The organism is Vannielia litorea (assembly GCF_019801175.1).
GTDB classification, from domain to species: domain Bacteria; phylum Pseudomonadota; class Alphaproteobacteria; order Rhodobacterales; family Rhodobacteraceae; genus Vannielia; species Vannielia litorea_B.
Genome location: NZ_JAHVJR010000001.1, coordinates 272,128 through 289,553, shown reverse-complemented (window position 1 = coordinate 289,553; position 17,426 = coordinate 272,128). Strand labels below are relative to the sequence as shown.

Sequence of the window (17,426 nt, the reverse complement as noted above, 5' to 3'; positions counted from 1 at the left end):
CCGACATGACGGATACCAAAGTCACGCCTCTCGACGCCGCGGCCATCGAGGTTCTCAAGACGATCACCACCGCCACGCTCACCACGATCCTGCTGAAGAAGGGTCTGCGCAATGTCTGGATCCGGGGCGGCATGCCGCTGCGCCCGGGTCAGGAAAGGGTCGTCGGCCCCGCGTTCACCTTCCGCTTCGTGCCCGCCCGCGAAGACCTTGCAACCCCCGCCAGCTGGGGCAGCCCGATCTCGACCCGTGCCGCTATCGAGGCGATGCCAGAAGGCGCCTTCGCCGTGATCGACGCGATGGGCGTGGCCGATGCAGGTGTCTTCGGCGACATCCTCTGCGCCCGAATGGTCAAGCGCGGCGCCGTCGGGCTCGTCACTGATGGCGTCGTGCGCGATGTCGACGGCGTGCTTGGCACCAACCTGCCGGTCTGGTCGCGCGGGGCCGCGGCGCCACCCTCGGTGGCCGGCCTCACCTTCGTCGGCTGGGAAGAAACCATCGGCTGCGGCGGCGTCTGCGTCATCCCGGGCGACACCATCGTGGCCGACAAGGACGGCGCGGTCGTGATCCCGGCGGCCTACCTCGGCGAGATCCTCGAAGAAGCCCCCGAGCAGGAACGCCTCGAAGGCTGGATCGTGAACGAGGTCGAGAACGGCGAGAAACTGCCCGGCCTCTACCCGATGAACGAGGCCACCCGTGCGCGCTACGACGCCTGGAGGAAAGACGCGTGATCTCGGCCAGCACCAAGGGCGTCTTCGCAATCGCGCCCACACCCTTCGATGATGAAGGCGCGCTCGATGTGGCCTCACTGGCCCGGATGACCGAGTGGTTCCTCGACCGCAAGGTCGACGGCATCACGATCCTCGGCATCATGGGCGAAGCCCAGAAGCTCCGCCCCGAGGAAAGCGTCACCGTGGTCAAGGAGGTCATCGCCGCGGCGCGCGGCCTGCCGATCGTGGTGGGCGTGTCCGCGCCCGGCCTCGCCGCCATGCAGGATCTCGCCGCAAAGTCGATGGAGCTGGGGGCCGCGGGCGTCATGATGACGCCGCCGGGCACCATGCGGACCGATGATCAGATCACCGGGTGGTTTTCCGGGGCCGCCGGAGCCATCGGGCCAGACACGCCTTGGGTGCTGCAAGACCATCCCACGGCAACCGGCGTCGTGATGTCCTCCTCCGTCATCCGGCGCGTCGTGGAGCAGCATGAAAACTGCGTCATGCTCAAGCATGAAGACTGGCCCGGGCTCGAAAAGATCACCGCCATTCGCAGGTGGCAGAGCGAGGGCGCTATGCGCCCGCTGTCGATCCTGTGCGGCAACGGCGCCCTGTTCCTCGACATGGAGATGGGTCGCGGCGCCGACGGTGCCATGACCGGCTACGCCTTCCCCGAAATGCTGCGCCGCGTCGTCGATCTCTCCGCGACTGACCCGGATGCTGCGGCCGATATCTTCGACGCCCATCTGCCGCTGCTCCGCTACGAGCACCAACCGGGCATCGGCCTCAGCGTCCGCAAACACATCCTCGCACGTCGCGGCGCCATCGCGAGCGCAGCCCTGCGAAAGCCCGGCCCGGCCTTGAGCAAAGAGGCCAAGGCCGAGATCGACCGATTGCTCGCGCGCCTCGCCGTAAAAGACCCCACCTCGCTTCCAGCGGCGTGAAGCACCACACGGCTGAATCCCCGATCAAGTCAGCGTCGGCACCATCACTGATGCGCCAGCATCAGTGATGCTCTGGCCGATTTCGGAGAAGCCTTTGGTACCCGCGGCCGGACTCGAACCGGCACGGCATAAAGCCAAGGGATTTTAAGTCCCCAGTGTCTACCATTCCACCACGCGGGCACGAGGAGGCGTAACGGCGCGACCATACCCGCCCCTGCGGCGAGGGCAAACCCGAAGGGCGGGCGGCCCGGGTGGAGTTGCTGAAAATAAACTTTGCTCAGCGCGGTGGGTTAACCACCGGCGATCATGTCATCTGACATGCGCATGGGATGTGCATGGGATGTGCATCATTTGTGCATCAATAAAATATGGGGTTAACGCCAATCCGGCCCTAGGCGGGCGCAGGGTTAACGGATTGGGGCAGATCGCGGCGGCGACTCAGATGTCTTGGTTTTCCAGCATCGGCATCAGCCCGCGTTCTGGCAGCCACGGGTTGAGGTCCAGCGCCTCTTCCAGCGCCGTCTTCGCCTCGCCATTGCGGCCCAGCCCCATCAGGGTCAGGGCCTTGCCTGCGATGGCAGCGAAGTGGTCAGGGGCGCGGGTAATGGCGGCGTCGAGGTCGGTCAGGGCGGGGGCATAATCCTGCTGCATGAACCGGATGAAGGCCCGTTGGTTGTAGCCTTCGGCGTAGCTCGGGCAGTAGTCTACCAGCGCATCGAAAGCCTTGATTGCGCCCTCGAAATCATAGGCTTCGCGGCGGTCCAGCCCTTCGTCGAGCAGCTCCTGCGCGCGGGCGTCCGGGGCGGTCGACCAGATCTCCCACATCTCGTTGGTGTGGGCGCGGGCTTCCCGCTCGCTGCCCGCGTCGCGGACCGATTGCAGCACCGCCTCGCGCTTGTCCGGCTCGACGAGCACCTCCATGTCGCAGCGCTCCGCGGCGAGCGGGGTGGCGGCCATCAGGGCGGGGATCAACCATTTGCTAACCATGAGCCAGCCTCGCCCTTGTGGCCCGGTTGCGTCAACGCCTCACACGAAAACATGATTAACGCCGCGCCGCCGGGCCGCCGCCGCTTGACCCGCCCGCGCCCTGCGGGCACTCATCCCCCATGTTCCCGATCCGAGACCACAACCCCTCCCGCAAAACCCCATGGGTCACCCTCACCCTGATCGGGGTGAACGTGGCCGTTTTCCTGCTGCTGACCCTGCCGCTGAACGACCGCCAACTCATTGCGCTTTATACCGAATATGGCGTCACCCCGGCCCGGGTGGAGGCGCTCGATTACATCACCGCCATGTTCCTCCACGGCGGGGTGATGCACCTGCTGGGCAACATGCTCTTCCTGTGGATCTACGGCGACAACCTCGAAGAAGAGATGGGCCCCCTCCCCTTCCTCGCCTTCTACCTCGCCACCGGCGTCGTCGCGACATGGCTGCACGTGGTCTTCTCCCCCGGCAGCACCGTTCCGCTCGTCGGGGCCTCTGGGGCCATCGCCGGGGTGATGGGCGGCTACCTGCTGCTCTATCCCAAGGCCAAGATCGACGTGCTCTTCATCATTGTTATCATTCCCAAAATCTGGCCAATCCCGGCATGGATCGTGCTGGCGATCTGGTTTGCCCTGCAGCTGGTGAACGGCACCATGACAGTCGGCTCCGGCGCGGGCGTGGCCTATTGGGCCCACATCGGCGGCTTCGTCGCGGGCCTCATCGGCACGCTGCCGTGGTTCCTCAAAGAAGGGGCCGCCCGCTGGTGGCAAAAGACCGACGGCCACCCGCCCCACCCCGATGCCGAATACGGCCGCCTTTCCTCCACCTCCATCCCCACCGTCCGGAGACGCAAATGACGGAAACGCCGCGCAAGGCCACCTGCCACTGCGGCGCGGTGGAGCTAGAGGTCACCCTCGTGCCCGCCGGTCTCGGCACGATCCGCCGCTGCGACTGCTCCTTCTGCCGCCGCCGCGGCGCTGCCCCGGTCTCGGCCCGGCTGGCCGACCTTAAGGTGGTGAAAGGCGCGGAGAGCCTCACGCTCTACACATGGGGCACCCACACCGCGCAGCACTGGTTCTGCGCCACCTGCGGCATTTATACCCACCACCAGCGCCGCTCGAACCCCGAGCAATACGGCGTGAACGCGGGCTGCCTTGAAGGCGTCAACCCGCGCGATCTGGAGCCGGTCCCGTGGTCCGACGGCGTGAACCACCCGAGCGACCGCGCCTGAGGCGGCCGTTCGGCATGGATATTTGCAGCAAGAAAATGCAGCGGAACGGTGGCCATCAAGCCCGCGCTCCCCAAAAGGGAACACATTGAATCAAATGCGCGCCGCCATTGGCCGCGCGCATCTGCATTCATTCACTCACGTAAGGGAAGCCCCGACCCCCGCTCCGGAACGTCCTCAGGCGCCGCGCACCTGCTTGGCGAACTTGTTGAAGATGGTGGGGTTCGCGGCGATCAGCGCGCCGCCTTCGAGCACCCGCTGGCCCTCATCCATCGGCTCCACGAAGCCGCCCGCCTCGCGCACGATCAGCTCGCCCGCGGCGATGTCCCATGCGTTCAGACCGCGCTCCCAGTAGCCGTCGAGCCGGCCGGCAGCCACGTAGGCCAGGTCCAGAGCGGCGGCGCCCCAGCGGCGCACGCCGGCGCAGGTGGGCAGCAGCCGGGCGCAGGCCTTCAGGGTTTCGGGCAGCTCGGGGCGGCCGCCGAAGGGCAGACCTGTGGCGAAGATGCACTCGATCATCCGCTCGCGGCCCGACACCCGCAGCCGGGTCTCGTTCATCCAGGCGCCCGCGCCCTTTTCGGCCCAGAAGCACTCGTCCTTGGCCGGGTCATAGACCACGCCCGCCACGACCTCGCCCTTGTGCTCCAGCGCGATCGACACCGCCCAATGCGGCAGCCCGTGCAGAAAGTTCGTCGTGCCGTCGAGCGGATCGACGATCCAGCGGCGGGTCGGGTCTTCGCCATCCTCGCCGCCGCCCTCTTCGCCCAGCCAGCCGTAGGTCGGCCGCGCGCCCATCAGATCTTCCTTGACGATCTCCTCGGCCCGCATGTCGGCCCGCGACACAAAGTCCCCCGGCCCCTTGGACGAGACCTGCAGGTTCTCCACCTCGCGGAAGTCCTTCACCAGCGAGCGGCCTGCTTTGCGGGCGGCCTTGATCATGGTGTTGAGGTTTGCGCTGCCTTGCATCACTCGGCTCCTTTGGCGTTCAAGCCCGCGCGTATAGGCCGGAATCGCGCCGCTGCCAAGCGCTAGCCCGCGCGTTGCAGCTTCAACGGCTCAGTGCGGGCGAGGCGGAGGAAATGGGCCATGTAGGGCTTGGTCGCCTCCTCGTCGCGGGTGGCGGCATAGAGGCGGCGGGTCAGCCCGTTCTCTGTAAGCGGGCGGGTGATGTAATCGTCGCTCTTCACCGTCGCGCGGAGCACCCAGTCGGGCAGCACGCTCACGCCGCGCCCCGAGGCCACCAGCAGCAGGATCACCGCCGTCAACTCGCTCTGGCGCACCTGCCGGGGCTGCACCTTGGCGGGGGTCAGAAATTGCGAGAACACATCGAGCCGGGCCTGATCCACCGGGTAGGTGATGAGCACCTCGTCGCGCAGGTCTTCGGGCTCCACCCATCCCTTCGCCGCCAGCGGGTGGGAGGCGGCGGCGACGAAGGTGGGCTGATAGTCGAACAGAGGCGCAAAGCTGATGCCGGGCAGCTCTTCGGGGTCGGAGGACACCACCAGATCCACCTCTTCGCGGTTCAGCGCGGGCAGCGCGTCGAACGCAAGGCCGGGGCGGATATCGACATCCACATCCGGCCAGGCCCGGCGGAACTGCTCCAGCACCGGAAACAGCCACTCGAAGCAGGCGTGGCACTCGATGGCAATATGCAGCCGCCCGGTCTTGCCCGACTTCAGCGCCTTGAAATCCGCCTCCAGCGCCTCGATCTCCGGCAGCACCTTCTCGGCCAGCTTCAGCAGCCTGTGCCCGGCGGCAGAGAGCTTCAGCGGTTTCGACCGGCGGACGAAAAGCTCCACCCCTGTCTGCTCCTCCAGCCCCTTGATCTGATGGGAGAGCGCCGACTGGGTGATGTTCAGCATATCCGCCGCCCGTGCCAGCCCGCCCGCCTGGTGGATTGCCCGCACGCTCCGCAGATGCCGAAACTCTATATGCATGTGAAACTCATGATCGTGTTGAGAGTTATGAGCTTGTTTCACATCCGCGCAAATGCGACAACCAAAACCGACCAGATACCCATGAGAGCCGACATGCCCGCCGTTCCTTCCGTTTCTTTCGAGTTCTTCCCGCCGCAAAATCTTGAGGCCTCGTTTCGCCTCTGGGATACGGTGCAGGTTCTCGCCCCGCTGAATCCCTCCTTCGTTTCCGTCACTTATGGCGCAGGCGGCACCACCCGCGAGCTGACCCGCGAGGCCGTGGCCACCCTTCACAAGTCCTCCGGGCTCAACGTGGCGGCCCACCTGACCTGCGTGGATGCCACCCGCGAAGAGACGCTGGGAATCGCCCGCGGCTTCCATGAGGCCGGCGTGCGTGAGATCGTCGCCCTGCGCGGTGACCCGCCCAAGGGCTCGTCCGGGTTCGAGCCGCACGCGGAAGGTTTTGCCAATTCCTGCGAGCTGATCACCGCGCTCAAGGACACCGGCGACTTCAAGATCCGCGTCGGCGCCTACCCCGATCCGCACCCCGAGGCAAAGGGCGACGGGGCCGATGTGGAATGGCTCAAGCGCAAGTTCGAGGCCGGGGCCGATGAGGCGATCACCCAGTTCTTCTTTGAGGCCGAAACCTTCCTGCGGTTCCGCGACGCCTGCGTGAAGGCGGGCATCGACAAGCCGGTGATCCCCGGCGTGCTGCCGATCGAGAACTTCCGCAACACCGCCCGTTTTGCCGCGCGCTGCGGCGCCAAGGTGCCAGCCTGGCTCGAGGAGGCCTTCGCCGCCGCCGAGCGCGACGACCGCGAGGAGCTTCTGGCCACCGCGCTCGCCACCGAGCTTTGCACCGAGCTGCTCGACGAGGGCGTGGAGCACCTGCACTTCTACACGCTCAACCGCCCCGGCCTCACCCGCGACGTGTGCCGCGCGCTCGGCGTGCAGCCGGTGCAGACGCTCGAAAACGTGGCCTGATCTCGTAGGGCGGGACCTGTTCCGCCTTACCCCTACCCCTCCGGGTCTCCGAACGTCAGGTAATCCCACATCCGGTCCATTATGCGCCCGCCCCATGTGTCGCGCGCCTCGGCCTCCTCGGGCGTCACAAGCGGCCCGTCCAGCCCTGAGCCCAGCACCTCCAACTCGATCCGGGCGGCATCCTCGGCGTACCACGCCAGCACCACGGCCTCTTCGATGCTCTCGCCCACCGTCACCAGACCGTTGCCGCGCATCACCCCCGCCCGCTGGCCCGCCATCTGCGCCGCCAGCGCCTCTGCGCTCGCGTCACCACGGATCAGCAGCGGCGAGTCCCAGAGCGCGATCCCTGCCCTGAAGTAGGCTCCCATCCCGTGCCGCATCTGCGGCACCCGGCCCAGCGCCGAGAGCGCCATGATCTTCGGCGGCATCGTCCGGGTGATCCCACCCGCCTCGGGCCGTGCCTTGTAAAGCTGCTGATGTATCCGCACCTCGCCCAGCACGCCCTCGGGCAGCGGGCCGTTCACAGGCACCACCGTGCCTGCCGCGCCCACAGGCACCTGCCCCATTGGCACCGGCGCGCAGACGAGAAACTCGCTTTCCGAAAGCCGGACAGAACAATGCCCATAGGCATGGGCCAACCCCGCGCGGCCCAGCGCGCGGCCGGCCATCCGCAGCTTCACCTCAGTCATCGCTGTCACGGAATTCCGCAATGTCCGGCTTCGCGCCCCACTTGCAAAACCCCTTCGGCTCCGCCGGAAACTGCCGCTCGCGCCAGAGCAGCTCATCGGCAATCTCCGCCACGCCGCTGGAGTATTCAAACACCATCCCGTCCGGCCCCTCGAAATAGAGGAACTTCGCCGTCGAGGTCGGATGCCGCCCCGGGCCGAAGACCATCCGCACATTCCGCTGGCGCAAAAAGTTGAAGCTCCGCTGAATATCGTCCGCCGACTCAACTTGGTGATTGATGTGCTGAATCCCCTTCCGCTGCGCCGGGAAGAGCGCAATCGTATGGTGCACTTCGTCGATCCGCAGCAAGGGCGCATCACCGATCCGGTCACTCACCCGCGCATTGCACACCTTTGTCCAGAACGCCTCGTCCCGCACCGGATCGGTGCTGCAGAGGCCCACGTGGCTGAACCCGGTGATCCCCGCATCCCGCGTGCCATGATACCGCTGCCCGCTCATCTCGGGCCGCACCACCAGCTCGATCCGGTTGCCCGTAGGGTCATCGAACCCGATGAAGGCCCGCACCTGCCGCAGCCCCGCCTCTTCTGGCGTGCCCACATGCACCGCATGGCCAATCGCCTCCAGCGCCGCCGCCGCCTCGTCCAGCTCGGCCTCGCTGGCCACCTCGAAGCCCACCGCATGATCGGTCGGGTCGCCCTCGAAGTAGCACAGCGTATGCGCCCGCGCGTCCGAGCGGAAATAGGCGGCCCCGCGCCGCCGCTCCGCCACCTCCAGCCCGAGGTAATCGCGGGCAAAAAACTCCGCGCCCTCAAGGTCGCGCGTGCCCATCCGCACGTAGCTCACATCGCTGAGTGAAATCATGGCTCCCCCCCGTATTCCGGCACCGTGCTGCCGCTGCCCCAGGCGCAAAACCCGGCCCGCGTGGCTGGAAACTGCCGCGCCAGCCCGTCCTGCGCCGCGCCTTCGGCCACATAGCCAAAGCGCATCTCCTCCGGCCCGCGAAAGCTGATAAAGAGCGCGCCGGATGCCGGGTTGCGCCCCGGCCCGCTGACCACCGGCACCTGCCGCGATTGCAGGAAGTATCCAGCCTGCATCACCTGATCCATGCCTTCGACCTCGAACTGCATTTCCATCAGCCCGTCCCGTTCCGATGGCAGCAGAAGCACGCGATGGTGCGCGCCGTCGATCGCCAGATAGGCGCCCTCGCCCACCCAGTCGCTCACCCGCGCGCCCAGCGCCTCGCGCCAGAGCGCCACGTCGGCTTCCACATCCGTCGAGCCAATCACCACGCTTGAAAACCCGACAATCCCGGCATCGCGCGGCCCGTGATACCGCCAGCCGCTCGCCAGGGGGCGGACAACAAACTCCAGCGCCAGCCCGCCGCGCAGCCGCACGCCCGCCATCGCCTTGCAGCGCCGCGCGGCGCAGTCGGCCTCACTGCCGCGCCAGGGCTTCAACCCCCGTGCTGAGAGCCGTTCCGCCAGCGCCTCCAGCGCTTCCGTGTCGCGCAGCTCCAGCCCGAGTGAGGCGCTGGCGCCATCGCCCTCCGCCCGCTGAACCAGCGCCAGCGCATGGTCGCGAAAGTCCGAGCGGAAGAGCGCCACGCCCTCCTCCGCCTCTACCCGCTGCAGGCCGACAATGCCTTCTGCAAACTCCGCCGCGCGGGCCAGATCGGCCACGGCAAGCCGGACGTATGACAGTTTCTCAATGATGCTCATCTGCGCGCTCCTTGGCCCCCGCCTCAGAGTTTCACACAGATATTGCGGGTTTCTGTATAAAACTCCAACCCGTGAACCCCGCCCTCGCGGCCGATCCCGCTCGCCTTCATGCCGCCAAAAGCGGTGCGCAAGTCGCGCACGAACCACGAGTTCACCCATGTGATCCCCGCCTCCAGCTGCGCCGCCACCCGATGGGCGCGGCTCACATCCTGCGTCCAGAGCATGGAGGCAAGGCCATAGGGCGTGTCATTGGCCCGGCTCATAACCTCCTCCTCCTCGTCGAAGGGCGCGATATGCACGCAGGGGCCGAAGATCTCCTCGCGCACCACCGGGCTGTCATCGCTGAGCCCAGTCCAGATCGTCGGCTGCACCCAGTTGCCGCCCGCCAGCGCGCCCGGCATCTCCAGCCGCCCGCCGCCGGTGACCACCTCGGCCCCGCCCGCTGCTGCCTTCTGGTAGTAGCCCAGCACCTTGGCCGGATGGTCCGAGGGGATCAGCGGGCCGAATGTGGTGCCCTTGTCGAACGGATTACCCGGCACCAGCGCCTCGGCCTTCGCCTTCAGCCCCGCCACAAACTCCTCGAACACGGGCCGCTGCACGTAAAGCCGCTCGGTCTGCAGGCACACCTGTCCGCCATTCATGAATACCGCCCGCGCCGCCTGCTCCAGCGCGGCCTCCATATCGGCATCGGCAAAGATCACCCCCGCGTTTTTGCCACCCAATTCGAACGACACCGGCCGCACGCCCTTGGCCGCCGCACACATGATCGCCTCGCCAGTGCGCGTCTCGCCGGTGAAGGTGATGCCATCCACGCCCGGATGCTCGGTGAGCCATTGCCCGGCGGCATTTGGCCCACCGCCCTGCACCACGTTGTAAACGCCCTCCGGGATGCCCGCATCGCGGATCACCTCGGCCAGCAGCGCCGCCGTGGCCGGGGTTTCCTCCGAGGGCTTCACCACAACCGTATTGCCGCAGGCCAAGGCCGGGCCAACCTTCCATGTCATCAGCAGCAGCGGCAGGTTCCAGGGGCAAATCACCGCGATCACCCCGCGCGGGCCGCGCAGGGAATAGTTCAACGCATCCCGTCCATCGGGCGCCACGAAGGGAAAGGCCTCACCCGGCGTGTGCTTCAGCACCTCGGCAAAGGCCCTGAAGTTCGCCGCGCCGCGCGGAATATCGAGGTGCGAGGCCATGCTCACCGGCTTGCCCGTGTCGAGGATCTCGGCCCGCAAGAACTCCTCCGACCGCGCCTCGATGCCATCGGCAATCGCGTGCATCGCCTTGGCGCGTTGATCCACCGTCATCTTGCCCCACGGCCCGCGCAGCGCCGCCCGTGCGGCCTGCACCGCAGCATCCACCTGCGCCGCGCTCGCGGCTTGAACCAGCGCCACAACCTCGCCCGTCGCCGGGTTGATATCCTCGAAGAGCTCTCCCTCCGCCGGCAGGGCCTTGCCCCCGATGAAGCTCGAAATCCGCCGCGCGCTGCCGCCGTCCATGGCCTGCCTCCCTCTCACTACCGAAACCGTAAAACCGGGCTTCGGGCCGGTCAACGAAATTATCGATAATTTCCCTATCACCGATAAAAACGCAAGTCATTAACATGTTATCTCTTGGCAAATCCTCCCCGACAGGCCACAAAAGCGCAAACGGAGGACCCTCATCATGCTGACCGAAGATCAACGCGCCAAGGCCGTCGCATCCCTGCTCGAAAGCCACCGCACCAAGGTGCAGGGCGAGCGGCCCTCGGCCATGTTCCCCGAGATCGAGCTTGAGGACAGCTATGCCATTTCCTCCGCCGTGGCCGAGGCGCGGGTGGCCGATGGCCGCCGGATCGTCGGCCACAAGATCGGCCTGACCTCCAAGGCGATGCAGGCGGCCAGCAAGATCGACGAGCCCGATTTCGGCTACCTCTTCGATGATCAGCTTCTGGCCGATGGCGCCAAGGTGCCTTTCGAGAGCTTCTGCAAACCCCGCGTCGAGCCCGAGCTGACCTTCGTGCTGCACTCCCCCCTCAAGGGCCCCGGCGTGCAGCTGATCGACGTGCTTCGCGCGACCGAATGGGTCATCCCCTCCATCGAGATCATCGACGCCCGGGTGACCGAGCCGCGCAAGATTTTCGACACCGTGGCCGACAACGGCGCAGGCGCGGGCATCGTCCTCGGTGGCCGCCCGGTGCGCCCCGATGCCATCGACCTGCGCACCGTAGGCGCCGTCTTCTACCGCAACTCCGAGATCGAGGAGACCGGCCTCGCCGCAGGCGTGCTCGGCCACCCCGCCATGGCCATCGCGTGGCTGGCCAACAAGCTCGGCCCCTATGGCACCGAGTTGAAGCCGGGCGACTACATGCTCTCGGGCAGCTTCACCCGTCCGGTGCACGCGCAAAAGGGCGATACGCTGCACGCCGATTTCGGCCCGCTCGGCTCGGTGGCGGTGCAGTTCACATAACAGGCGATCCCCCGCCTACTGGCCTCCTGCCGCCGCGTAACCCCTTCCCATGCTCACCGGGCCATGCCCGAATGTGAACGTGTTCATCTTCACGTTACGCTGGCCTGTTTTTTCAGGGCCAAACAAGAATTTTTCCAGGGGGAATCACCATGCCGCGCGATAACGGTCACTCTTTTCACTCCAACGGTCATCACAAGGGGCGCGGCCACGGCCACGACGATCACCGCCCACAAGTGATCTTCCAAGGCAGCCGCCGGGATGATGTGATCGAGGCCAATGATTCCAGCAACCTGATCTTCGGCCACGGCGGTGATGACATCATCTTCTCCGGCGCGGGGCTCGACATCATCAACGGCGGGCGCGGCACCGACACCTCTGTCTATTCCGGGTCGGTCTCCGACTACGATGTGTCCACCCTCGGCTGGGGCTGGTTCAAGACCACCGTGGTCACCGGCCCCGAAGGGGTCGACGTGCTCACGGGCGTCGAGGCGCTCTACTTCCAGGCCGATGACTATACCCTCTGGATCGACGGCACCAACAACGCGGTGCTCGCGGGCGACGATGCCGCCGCCACCGATGAAGACACCCCCCTGACGATCGACGCCGCCACTCTGCTGGCCAACGATCAGGAGTTCGATGGCGACGCGATCACCATCACCTCGGTCGATGCCACCTCTGCCTCCGGCGCCTCGATCAGCTTCGACGGCACCACAATCACCTACGATCCGGCCGTATTCGACGCGTTGGCCGAGGGCGAAACGCTGGAGGACACCTTCACCTACACCGTGGATGACGGAAAGGGCGGCACCGACACTGCCACCGTCACGATCACCGTCACCGGCGTGAATGACGCGCCCGAGGTGACGGCCACCAGCGTAACGATCGACGAGAACACCACCGCCGTTGCTGCCGGGGTCTCCGCGACCGATGCCGAGGGCGATGCGCTCAGCTACAGCCTCTCCGGCGCCGATGCCGCACTCTTCACCATCGACGCGGCAACCGGCGAAATCGCTTTCGTGGCCGCCCCAGACTTCGAGACGCCCCTCGATGCCGATGGCGACAACGCCTACGAGCTCACCGTCGAGGCCTCGGACGGCACTGCCACCGGCAGCGCCGACATCACCGTGACCGTCGCCGACGTGGATGAGACGCCCTCCACCGCGCCCCGTATCAACGAGTTCCACTATGACAACGCGGGCGCCGATACCGGCGAGTTCGTCGAGCTCCGCGTCGACACGGGCACCGACGTGACCGACCTACGCATCGCGCTCTACAACGGCAACGGCGGCGCGGTTTACGGCACCTTCGCCGCCGCAGACGGCACGATGACTACCGACGGCACCTATGACTACTACGTCATCCCCACCTCCGGCCTCCAGAACGGCAATGACGGCATCGCGCTCTACGATCTGAGCGGGGTGATCGAGTTCATCTCCTACGAGGGCGGTTTCACCGCCGTGGGCGGGCCGGCCGACGGGATGGAGGCAGACGACATCGGCGTGATGGAGCCCGGCGACACGCCCATCGGATTCTCGCTCCAGCGCGAGGAGGATGGCACTTGGTCCGATCCCCGCGTCGAAACTCCCGGCGCCGCCAATGTTGCGCCGCCGCCCGAGATCGTCATCACCGAGATCATGCAAAACCCCTCTGCCGTGAGCGACAGCCAGGGCGAGTATTTCGAGATCTACAACGCCGGCTCCGCGCCGGTGGAGCTCGAGGGCTGGCTCATCTCCGACGACGGCACCGACAGCCATACCATCACCGGCAGCCTCGTGATCGAGCCGGGCGAATATCTCGTGCTCGGCAACAACGGCGACATCACCACCAACGGCGGCGTCGAGGTGGACTACGTCTTCTCCGGCCTCTTCCTCGGCAATGGCGCAGACGAGATCATCCTCACCATGCCCGACGGCACCGAGATCGACCGCGTCGAGTATGACGGCGGCACGCTCTGGCCCGACCCGAACGGCGCGGCGATGGAGCTTGTCGACCTGGCGCTCGACAACAACGATCCCGCCAACTGGACAACCGCCGTGCAAACTTACGGCGACGGCGACCTCGGCACCCCTGGCGCGCCCAACGGCAGCGCCCCCGCCGCGCCGCCCGAGATCGTCATTTCCGAGATCATGCAGAACCCCTCCGCCGTTTCCGACGGCAATGGCGAGTATTTCGAGATCTACAACGCCGGCACCGAGCCGGTGGAGCTGGAAGGCTGGGTGATTTCCGACAACGGCGCCGACAGCCACACCATCACCGGCAGCCTCGTGGTCCAGCCCGGCGAATACCTCGTGCTCGGCATCAACGGCGACATCACCACCAACGGCGGGATCGAGGTGGATTATGTCTACTCCGGCATCGCCCTCGCCAACGGCGACGACGAGATCATCCTGACCACCGCGGATGGCACCGAGGTAGACCGCGTTGAGTATGACGGAGGCCCCGCCTTCCCCGATCCCACCGGCGCCGCGATGGAGCTGACCGACCTCGCCGCCGACAACAACGACGGCGCCAACTGGACAGAGGCCACCACGCCCTTTGGCGATGGCGACCTCGGCAGCCCCGGCGCGACCAACGGCACAATCGTCACCGCTGCGCCCCGGATCAACGAGTTCCACTACGACAACGCGGGCACCGACGAGGGCGAGTTCGTCGAGATCCGCCTCGCCGCGGGCACCGACCCGGCGGATTATGTGGTGCACCTTGTCGAAGGCAACGACGGCGGCATCGACTTTTCCCTTGCACTCACCGACGCGTCCGTCACCGTCAGCTCCGATGGCACCTACGACTATTACGTCGTCACGCCCAACTTCCTCGAGAATGGCCCCGATGGCGTGGCGCTCGAAGGCCCGGGCGGATCGCTGGTGGATTTCGTCTCCTACGAGGGCACGATCACCGGCACCGAGGGCGTGGTGACCGGCGCGACCTCCACCGATGTGGGTGTCGCCGAGGGCTCGGGCACCCCTGTGGGCGACTCGCTCCAGCTCAACGACGCGGGCGATGGCTGGTTTGCCGGCGTCAACACCGCAGGCACCGCCAATGAGTTGACCGTCACCCCCACGCTCTACCTCATCTCCGAGGTTCAGGGCGACAGCTTCGCCTCGCCGCTCGACGGCCAGCAGGGCGTGCAGGTCGAGGCCGTGGTCACCTATGTCACCGATGACGGCTTCTACCTCACCGAGGAGTTTGGCGACTGGGACGACAACGATGCCACCTCCGAGGGCATCTACGTCTTCACCGGCGGCGGCTACGCAGTGGAGGTGGGCGATCTGGTGTCTGTCACCGGCACCGTCGACGAGTTCTTCGATCTCACCGAGCTGACCGATGTCAGCGATGTCACCGTGATCTCCACCAACAACTTCCGGCCCGTCGCCACCGTCTCCATCGGCCCCGACACGGTGAACGACTGGGAGAGCTACGAGGGCATGTATCTGTCGGTCGGCTCCGCCACGACCGATCCGCTGACAATCACCGCCAACTTCAACTTCGACCGTTACGGCGAGATCTCGATCAGCGCGGGCACCCCGATCCAGCCGACCCAGCTCTACGATGCCGGATCGCCCGAAGCGCAAGCGGCGATGGAGGACAACGCCAACAACACCCTGCTGCTCTCCGACGGGATCAGCGGTCAGAACCCCGACGAGTTTATCTACATGCCCAACACCGGGCCGGGCGATGTGAACGGCAACGGCTACCTCGACGCGGGTGACGACATGGACAACTCCATCTCGCCGCGCCTCGGCACTGAGTTCACCTCCGACGTCAACGGTGTGATGACCTACGAGTTCGGATCCTATGCGCTGGTGGTCGACGGCCAGCTTGCGCTCGACGAAAGCACCGCCAACCGCCCCGAGACGCCCGATGACGTGGGCGGCTCGCTCCAGGTCGCCTCGGTGAACGTGTTGAACTACTTCACCAGCTTCACCGGCAGCGCCGGCCCCAACGGCGCGGGCGTGCGCGGCGCCAACAACCAAGAGGAGCTGGACCGGCAGACAGACGGGCTTACCGCCGAGATTCTCGGCACCGGCGCTGAGGTGGTGGCGCTGCAGGAACTCGAGAACAACGGCTTCGGCACGGGTTCCGCCATCGTCACCCTGACCGACGAGCTCGATGCGGCCTCGGGCGGGGCCACCAACTACGTCGCCGTGAATCCTTACGACTACATCACCGATCCGTGGGGCGGCGCCGGCTACATCGGCACCGACGCGATCACCACCGGCATCATCTACGATGCCAACGCGGTCACGCTGGTCTACGCCGAGACGCTGGTGTTCGCCGAGGCCTCTAACGACGTGACCAACGGCATCGCCGAAGCCCTCGGCGGCTACATCGGCTTCGACTGGGACAGCTTCGACCGCAACCGCCCCTCGGTGGCCGCGACCTTTGAAGACAACGCCACCGGCGAGCAGTTCACCATGGTCTCGTCGCACTTCAAGTCCAAGGGCGACAGCGACCTGCAGGACATCGCCGATGCCGCCGAAAGCTGGCTCACCAACAATCCGACCGATGCCAACTACACGGCCGTGGAGGCGCTGCTTCAGGATCTCTACGCAGATCCCAACTTCGACCAAGGCGATGGGCAGGGGTTCTGGAACGAGGTGCGCACCGATGCCGCCATCGAACTCGCCGACTGGATCGAGAATGATTACAACGGCACCGGCACCGATACCGTCATCTACCTCGGCGACATGAACAGCTACACCGAGGAAGACCCGGTGCAGTATCTCGACGACGACGCCGGGCTGACCGACCTGCTCGCCACCTTCGTGGGTCAGGACGAGGCCTATTCCTACGTCTTCGACGGCCAGCAGGGTGTGCTCGATCAGGCACTGGTGGATGACGAGATGCTGTCCTTCGTGACCGGCATCACCGAGTGGCACATCAACGCCGATGAGCCGGACCTCTTCAACTACGACACCAACTTCAACAACCCGGCCTACGACCTCTCCGGTCCATACGCCGCCTCCGACCATGACCCGGTGATCGTCGGCCTCGATTTCGGCGACGCCATCGTGTGACAAGCTTCGGCCAGGGCGGCTCCGCAACGGGCCGCCCTGTCCCACAGTTCGGGGCTTGTCCCGTCTCTAGCGGACGCCTCGCCCTATCCCAACACATCGACGATGCATTACAGTGGGGTAGCACCGCACAGGCACATGCATACGGCTGCGGACGGTCCTCGCATCGGGATATCTTCCGACCCCAAAGCACCAGCTTCCGCACCAAATGGTCCCGTTGGGTGGGCGAAACCCACCGCCATACGACCCTCTACAAAATCCCGATTTCCGCCAGCTTCGCCACCAGCTCCGGCGGCATCTCCGGGTCGCCCGCCCGCCGCGAAGGCAGGTCGGGCGGCGCATCCTCGGGCTTCAGGTAGCGCCAGCCCTGAAACGGCCGCCGCACCGCCGGGGCCACGCGGATCAACTCCGGCGCCAGCACGATCCCGCAGCGCCTGATCCCGTCGCCGCCCTCCACCTCATCCAGCCGCAGCACCTCTTGCCGCGCCTGAATCACCCCTTTGATTACCCAGTAGAGCGAGCCGCCGTTCAGCAGCGCCTCCTCCTGCTTGGGCCACATCCGGGTCACATGGCGAGTTTCGGCCACGCCCGTCTCGCGCCTGCGCTGCGCGCGCCAGGCCTCAAGCTGCTCCAGCGAGTCCACGCCGACGCAAAGCTTCACAAGATGTATGGTGTTCTTTTTCTGTTCGCCCATATGTGGTAGTGTATTTTCCCTGCACCGATTCTGCCAGATTCCCGCCGCGCGCCTTTGCCCTGCCACTCCGGCGGGCTAATATCCGGGCTCGCACCGCGACAAGG

The 17,426-nt window shown here is 66.2% G+C and carries 15 protein-coding genes and 1 tRNA gene; 7 read left to right on the top strand and 9 right to left on the bottom strand.

Going from position 1 to position 17,426, the window contains the following annotated elements:
* Positions 1-5 precede the first annotated feature (5 nt).
* On the top strand, positions 6-728 hold the full coding sequence (locus tag KUV38_RS01485; RefSeq protein ID WP_222468356.1) for a ribonuclease activity regulator RraA: 723 nt from the start codon (positions 6-8) through the stop codon (positions 726-728).
* Positions 725-1,654 (top strand): dihydrodipicolinate synthase family protein, encoded by a 930-nt coding sequence (locus KUV38_RS01480; RefSeq protein ID WP_315898578.1) that lies wholly within the window; start codon positions 725-727, stop codon positions 1,652-1,654. The genes KUV38_RS01485 and KUV38_RS01480 overlap by 4 nt, the downstream gene beginning before the upstream one ends.
* 95 nt (positions 1,655-1,749) lie before the next feature.
* Here the strand turns inward: KUV38_RS01480 and KUV38_RS01475 are convergent.
* Both KUV38_RS01475 and KUV38_RS01470 read right to left on the bottom strand, forming a co-directional pair.
* Positions 1,750-1,834, bottom strand: a tRNA-Leu gene (locus KUV38_RS01475).
* 258 nt (positions 1,835-2,092) lie between these two features.
* Positions 2,093-2,641: a tetratricopeptide repeat protein gene (locus KUV38_RS01470; protein ID WP_222468355.1), complete on the bottom strand. Its 549-nt coding sequence runs from the start codon at positions 2,639-2,641 to the stop codon at positions 2,093-2,095.
* 119 nt (positions 2,642-2,760) lie between these two features.
* On the opposite strand from KUV38_RS01470, the gene KUV38_RS01465 reads away from it, so the two are divergent.
* Together KUV38_RS01465 and KUV38_RS01460 are read left to right on the top strand one after the other, a co-directional pair.
* Entirely contained in the window at positions 2,761-3,495 is a 735-nt protein-coding gene (locus KUV38_RS01465; RefSeq protein WP_222468354.1) for a rhomboid family intramembrane serine protease, read from the top strand.
* A complete protein-coding gene (locus tag KUV38_RS01460; RefSeq protein WP_222468353.1) occupies positions 3,492-3,869 on the top strand; it encodes a GFA family protein in 378 nt (125 codons plus the stop codon). Before KUV38_RS01465 ends, KUV38_RS01460 begins: the two co-directional genes overlap by 4 nt.
* 174 nt (positions 3,870-4,043) lie before the next feature.
* On the opposite strand, the gene KUV38_RS01455 is transcribed toward KUV38_RS01460, so the two are convergent.
* Complete coding sequence (locus tag KUV38_RS01455; protein WP_222468352.1) at positions 4,044-4,832, bottom strand: inositol monophosphatase family protein; 789 nt, start codon at positions 4,830-4,832, stop codon at positions 4,044-4,046.
* A gap of 62 nt (positions 4,833-4,894) precedes the next feature.
* The gene (locus KUV38_RS01450) at positions 4,895-5,803 is read right to left on the bottom strand and encodes a LysR family transcriptional regulator (protein WP_222468351.1); all 909 of its coding nucleotides are present in this window, start codon (positions 5,801-5,803) and stop codon (positions 4,895-4,897) included.
* Positions 5,804-5,896: 93 nt separating this feature from the next.
* Here KUV38_RS01450 and metF point away from each other — a divergent pair, with 93 nt between their 5' ends.
* Positions 5,897-6,766 (top strand): methylenetetrahydrofolate reductase [NAD(P)H], encoded by an 870-nt coding sequence (metF, locus tag KUV38_RS01445; RefSeq protein ID WP_261384629.1) that lies wholly within the window; start codon positions 5,897-5,899, stop codon positions 6,764-6,766.
* Positions 6,767-6,798: 32 nt separating this feature from the next.
* Here metF and KUV38_RS01440 read toward each other — a convergent pair whose 3' ends face one another.
* Genes KUV38_RS01440 through KUV38_RS01425 form a run of 4 tightly spaced genes read right to left on the bottom strand, consistent with a single transcriptional unit; the run spans position 6,799 to position 10,667 of the window.
* The gene (locus KUV38_RS01440) at positions 6,799-7,455 is read right to left on the bottom strand and encodes a class II aldolase/adducin family protein (RefSeq protein WP_222489855.1); all 657 of its coding nucleotides are present in this window, start codon (positions 7,453-7,455) and stop codon (positions 6,799-6,801) included.
* Positions 7,448-8,314 carry a VOC family protein gene (locus KUV38_RS01435; RefSeq protein ID WP_222468348.1) on the bottom strand — a complete coding sequence of 289 codons (867 nt, stop codon included), beginning with the start codon at positions 8,312-8,314 and terminating at the stop codon, positions 7,448-7,450. The genes KUV38_RS01440 and KUV38_RS01435 overlap by 8 nt, the downstream gene beginning before the upstream one ends.
* Positions 8,311-9,171 (bottom strand): VOC family protein, encoded by an 861-nt coding sequence (locus KUV38_RS01430; protein WP_222468347.1) that lies wholly within the window; start codon positions 9,169-9,171, stop codon positions 8,311-8,313. Before KUV38_RS01430 ends, KUV38_RS01435 begins: the two co-directional genes overlap by 4 nt.
* Before the next feature lie 23 nt (positions 9,172-9,194).
* On the bottom strand, positions 9,195-10,667 hold the full coding sequence (locus KUV38_RS01425) for a 2-hydroxymuconic semialdehyde dehydrogenase (protein WP_222468346.1): 1,473 nt from the start codon (positions 10,665-10,667) through the stop codon (positions 9,195-9,197).
* 166 nt (positions 10,668-10,833) lie between these two features.
* On the opposite strand from KUV38_RS01425, the gene KUV38_RS01420 reads away from it, so the two are divergent.
* Together KUV38_RS01420 and KUV38_RS20805 are read left to right on the top strand one after the other, a co-directional pair.
* Positions 10,834-11,616, top strand: coding sequence for a fumarylacetoacetate hydrolase family protein (locus tag KUV38_RS01420; RefSeq protein WP_222468345.1), 783 nt, complete (start codon positions 10,834-10,836; stop codon positions 11,614-11,616).
* A 149-nt stretch (positions 11,617-11,765) separates the two neighbouring features.
* Positions 11,766-16,631 (top strand): ExeM/NucH family extracellular endonuclease, encoded by a 4,866-nt coding sequence (locus KUV38_RS20805; protein ID WP_261385115.1) that lies wholly within the window; start codon positions 11,766-11,768, stop codon positions 16,629-16,631.
* A 247-nt stretch (positions 16,632-16,878) separates the two neighbouring features.
* On the opposite strand, the gene KUV38_RS01400 is transcribed toward KUV38_RS20805, so the two are convergent.
* Positions 16,879-17,322: a DUF1489 family protein gene (locus tag KUV38_RS01400; protein ID WP_222468344.1), complete on the bottom strand. Its 444-nt coding sequence runs from the start codon at positions 17,320-17,322 to the stop codon at positions 16,879-16,881.
* Between the last annotated feature and the right edge of the window lie 104 nt (positions 17,323-17,426).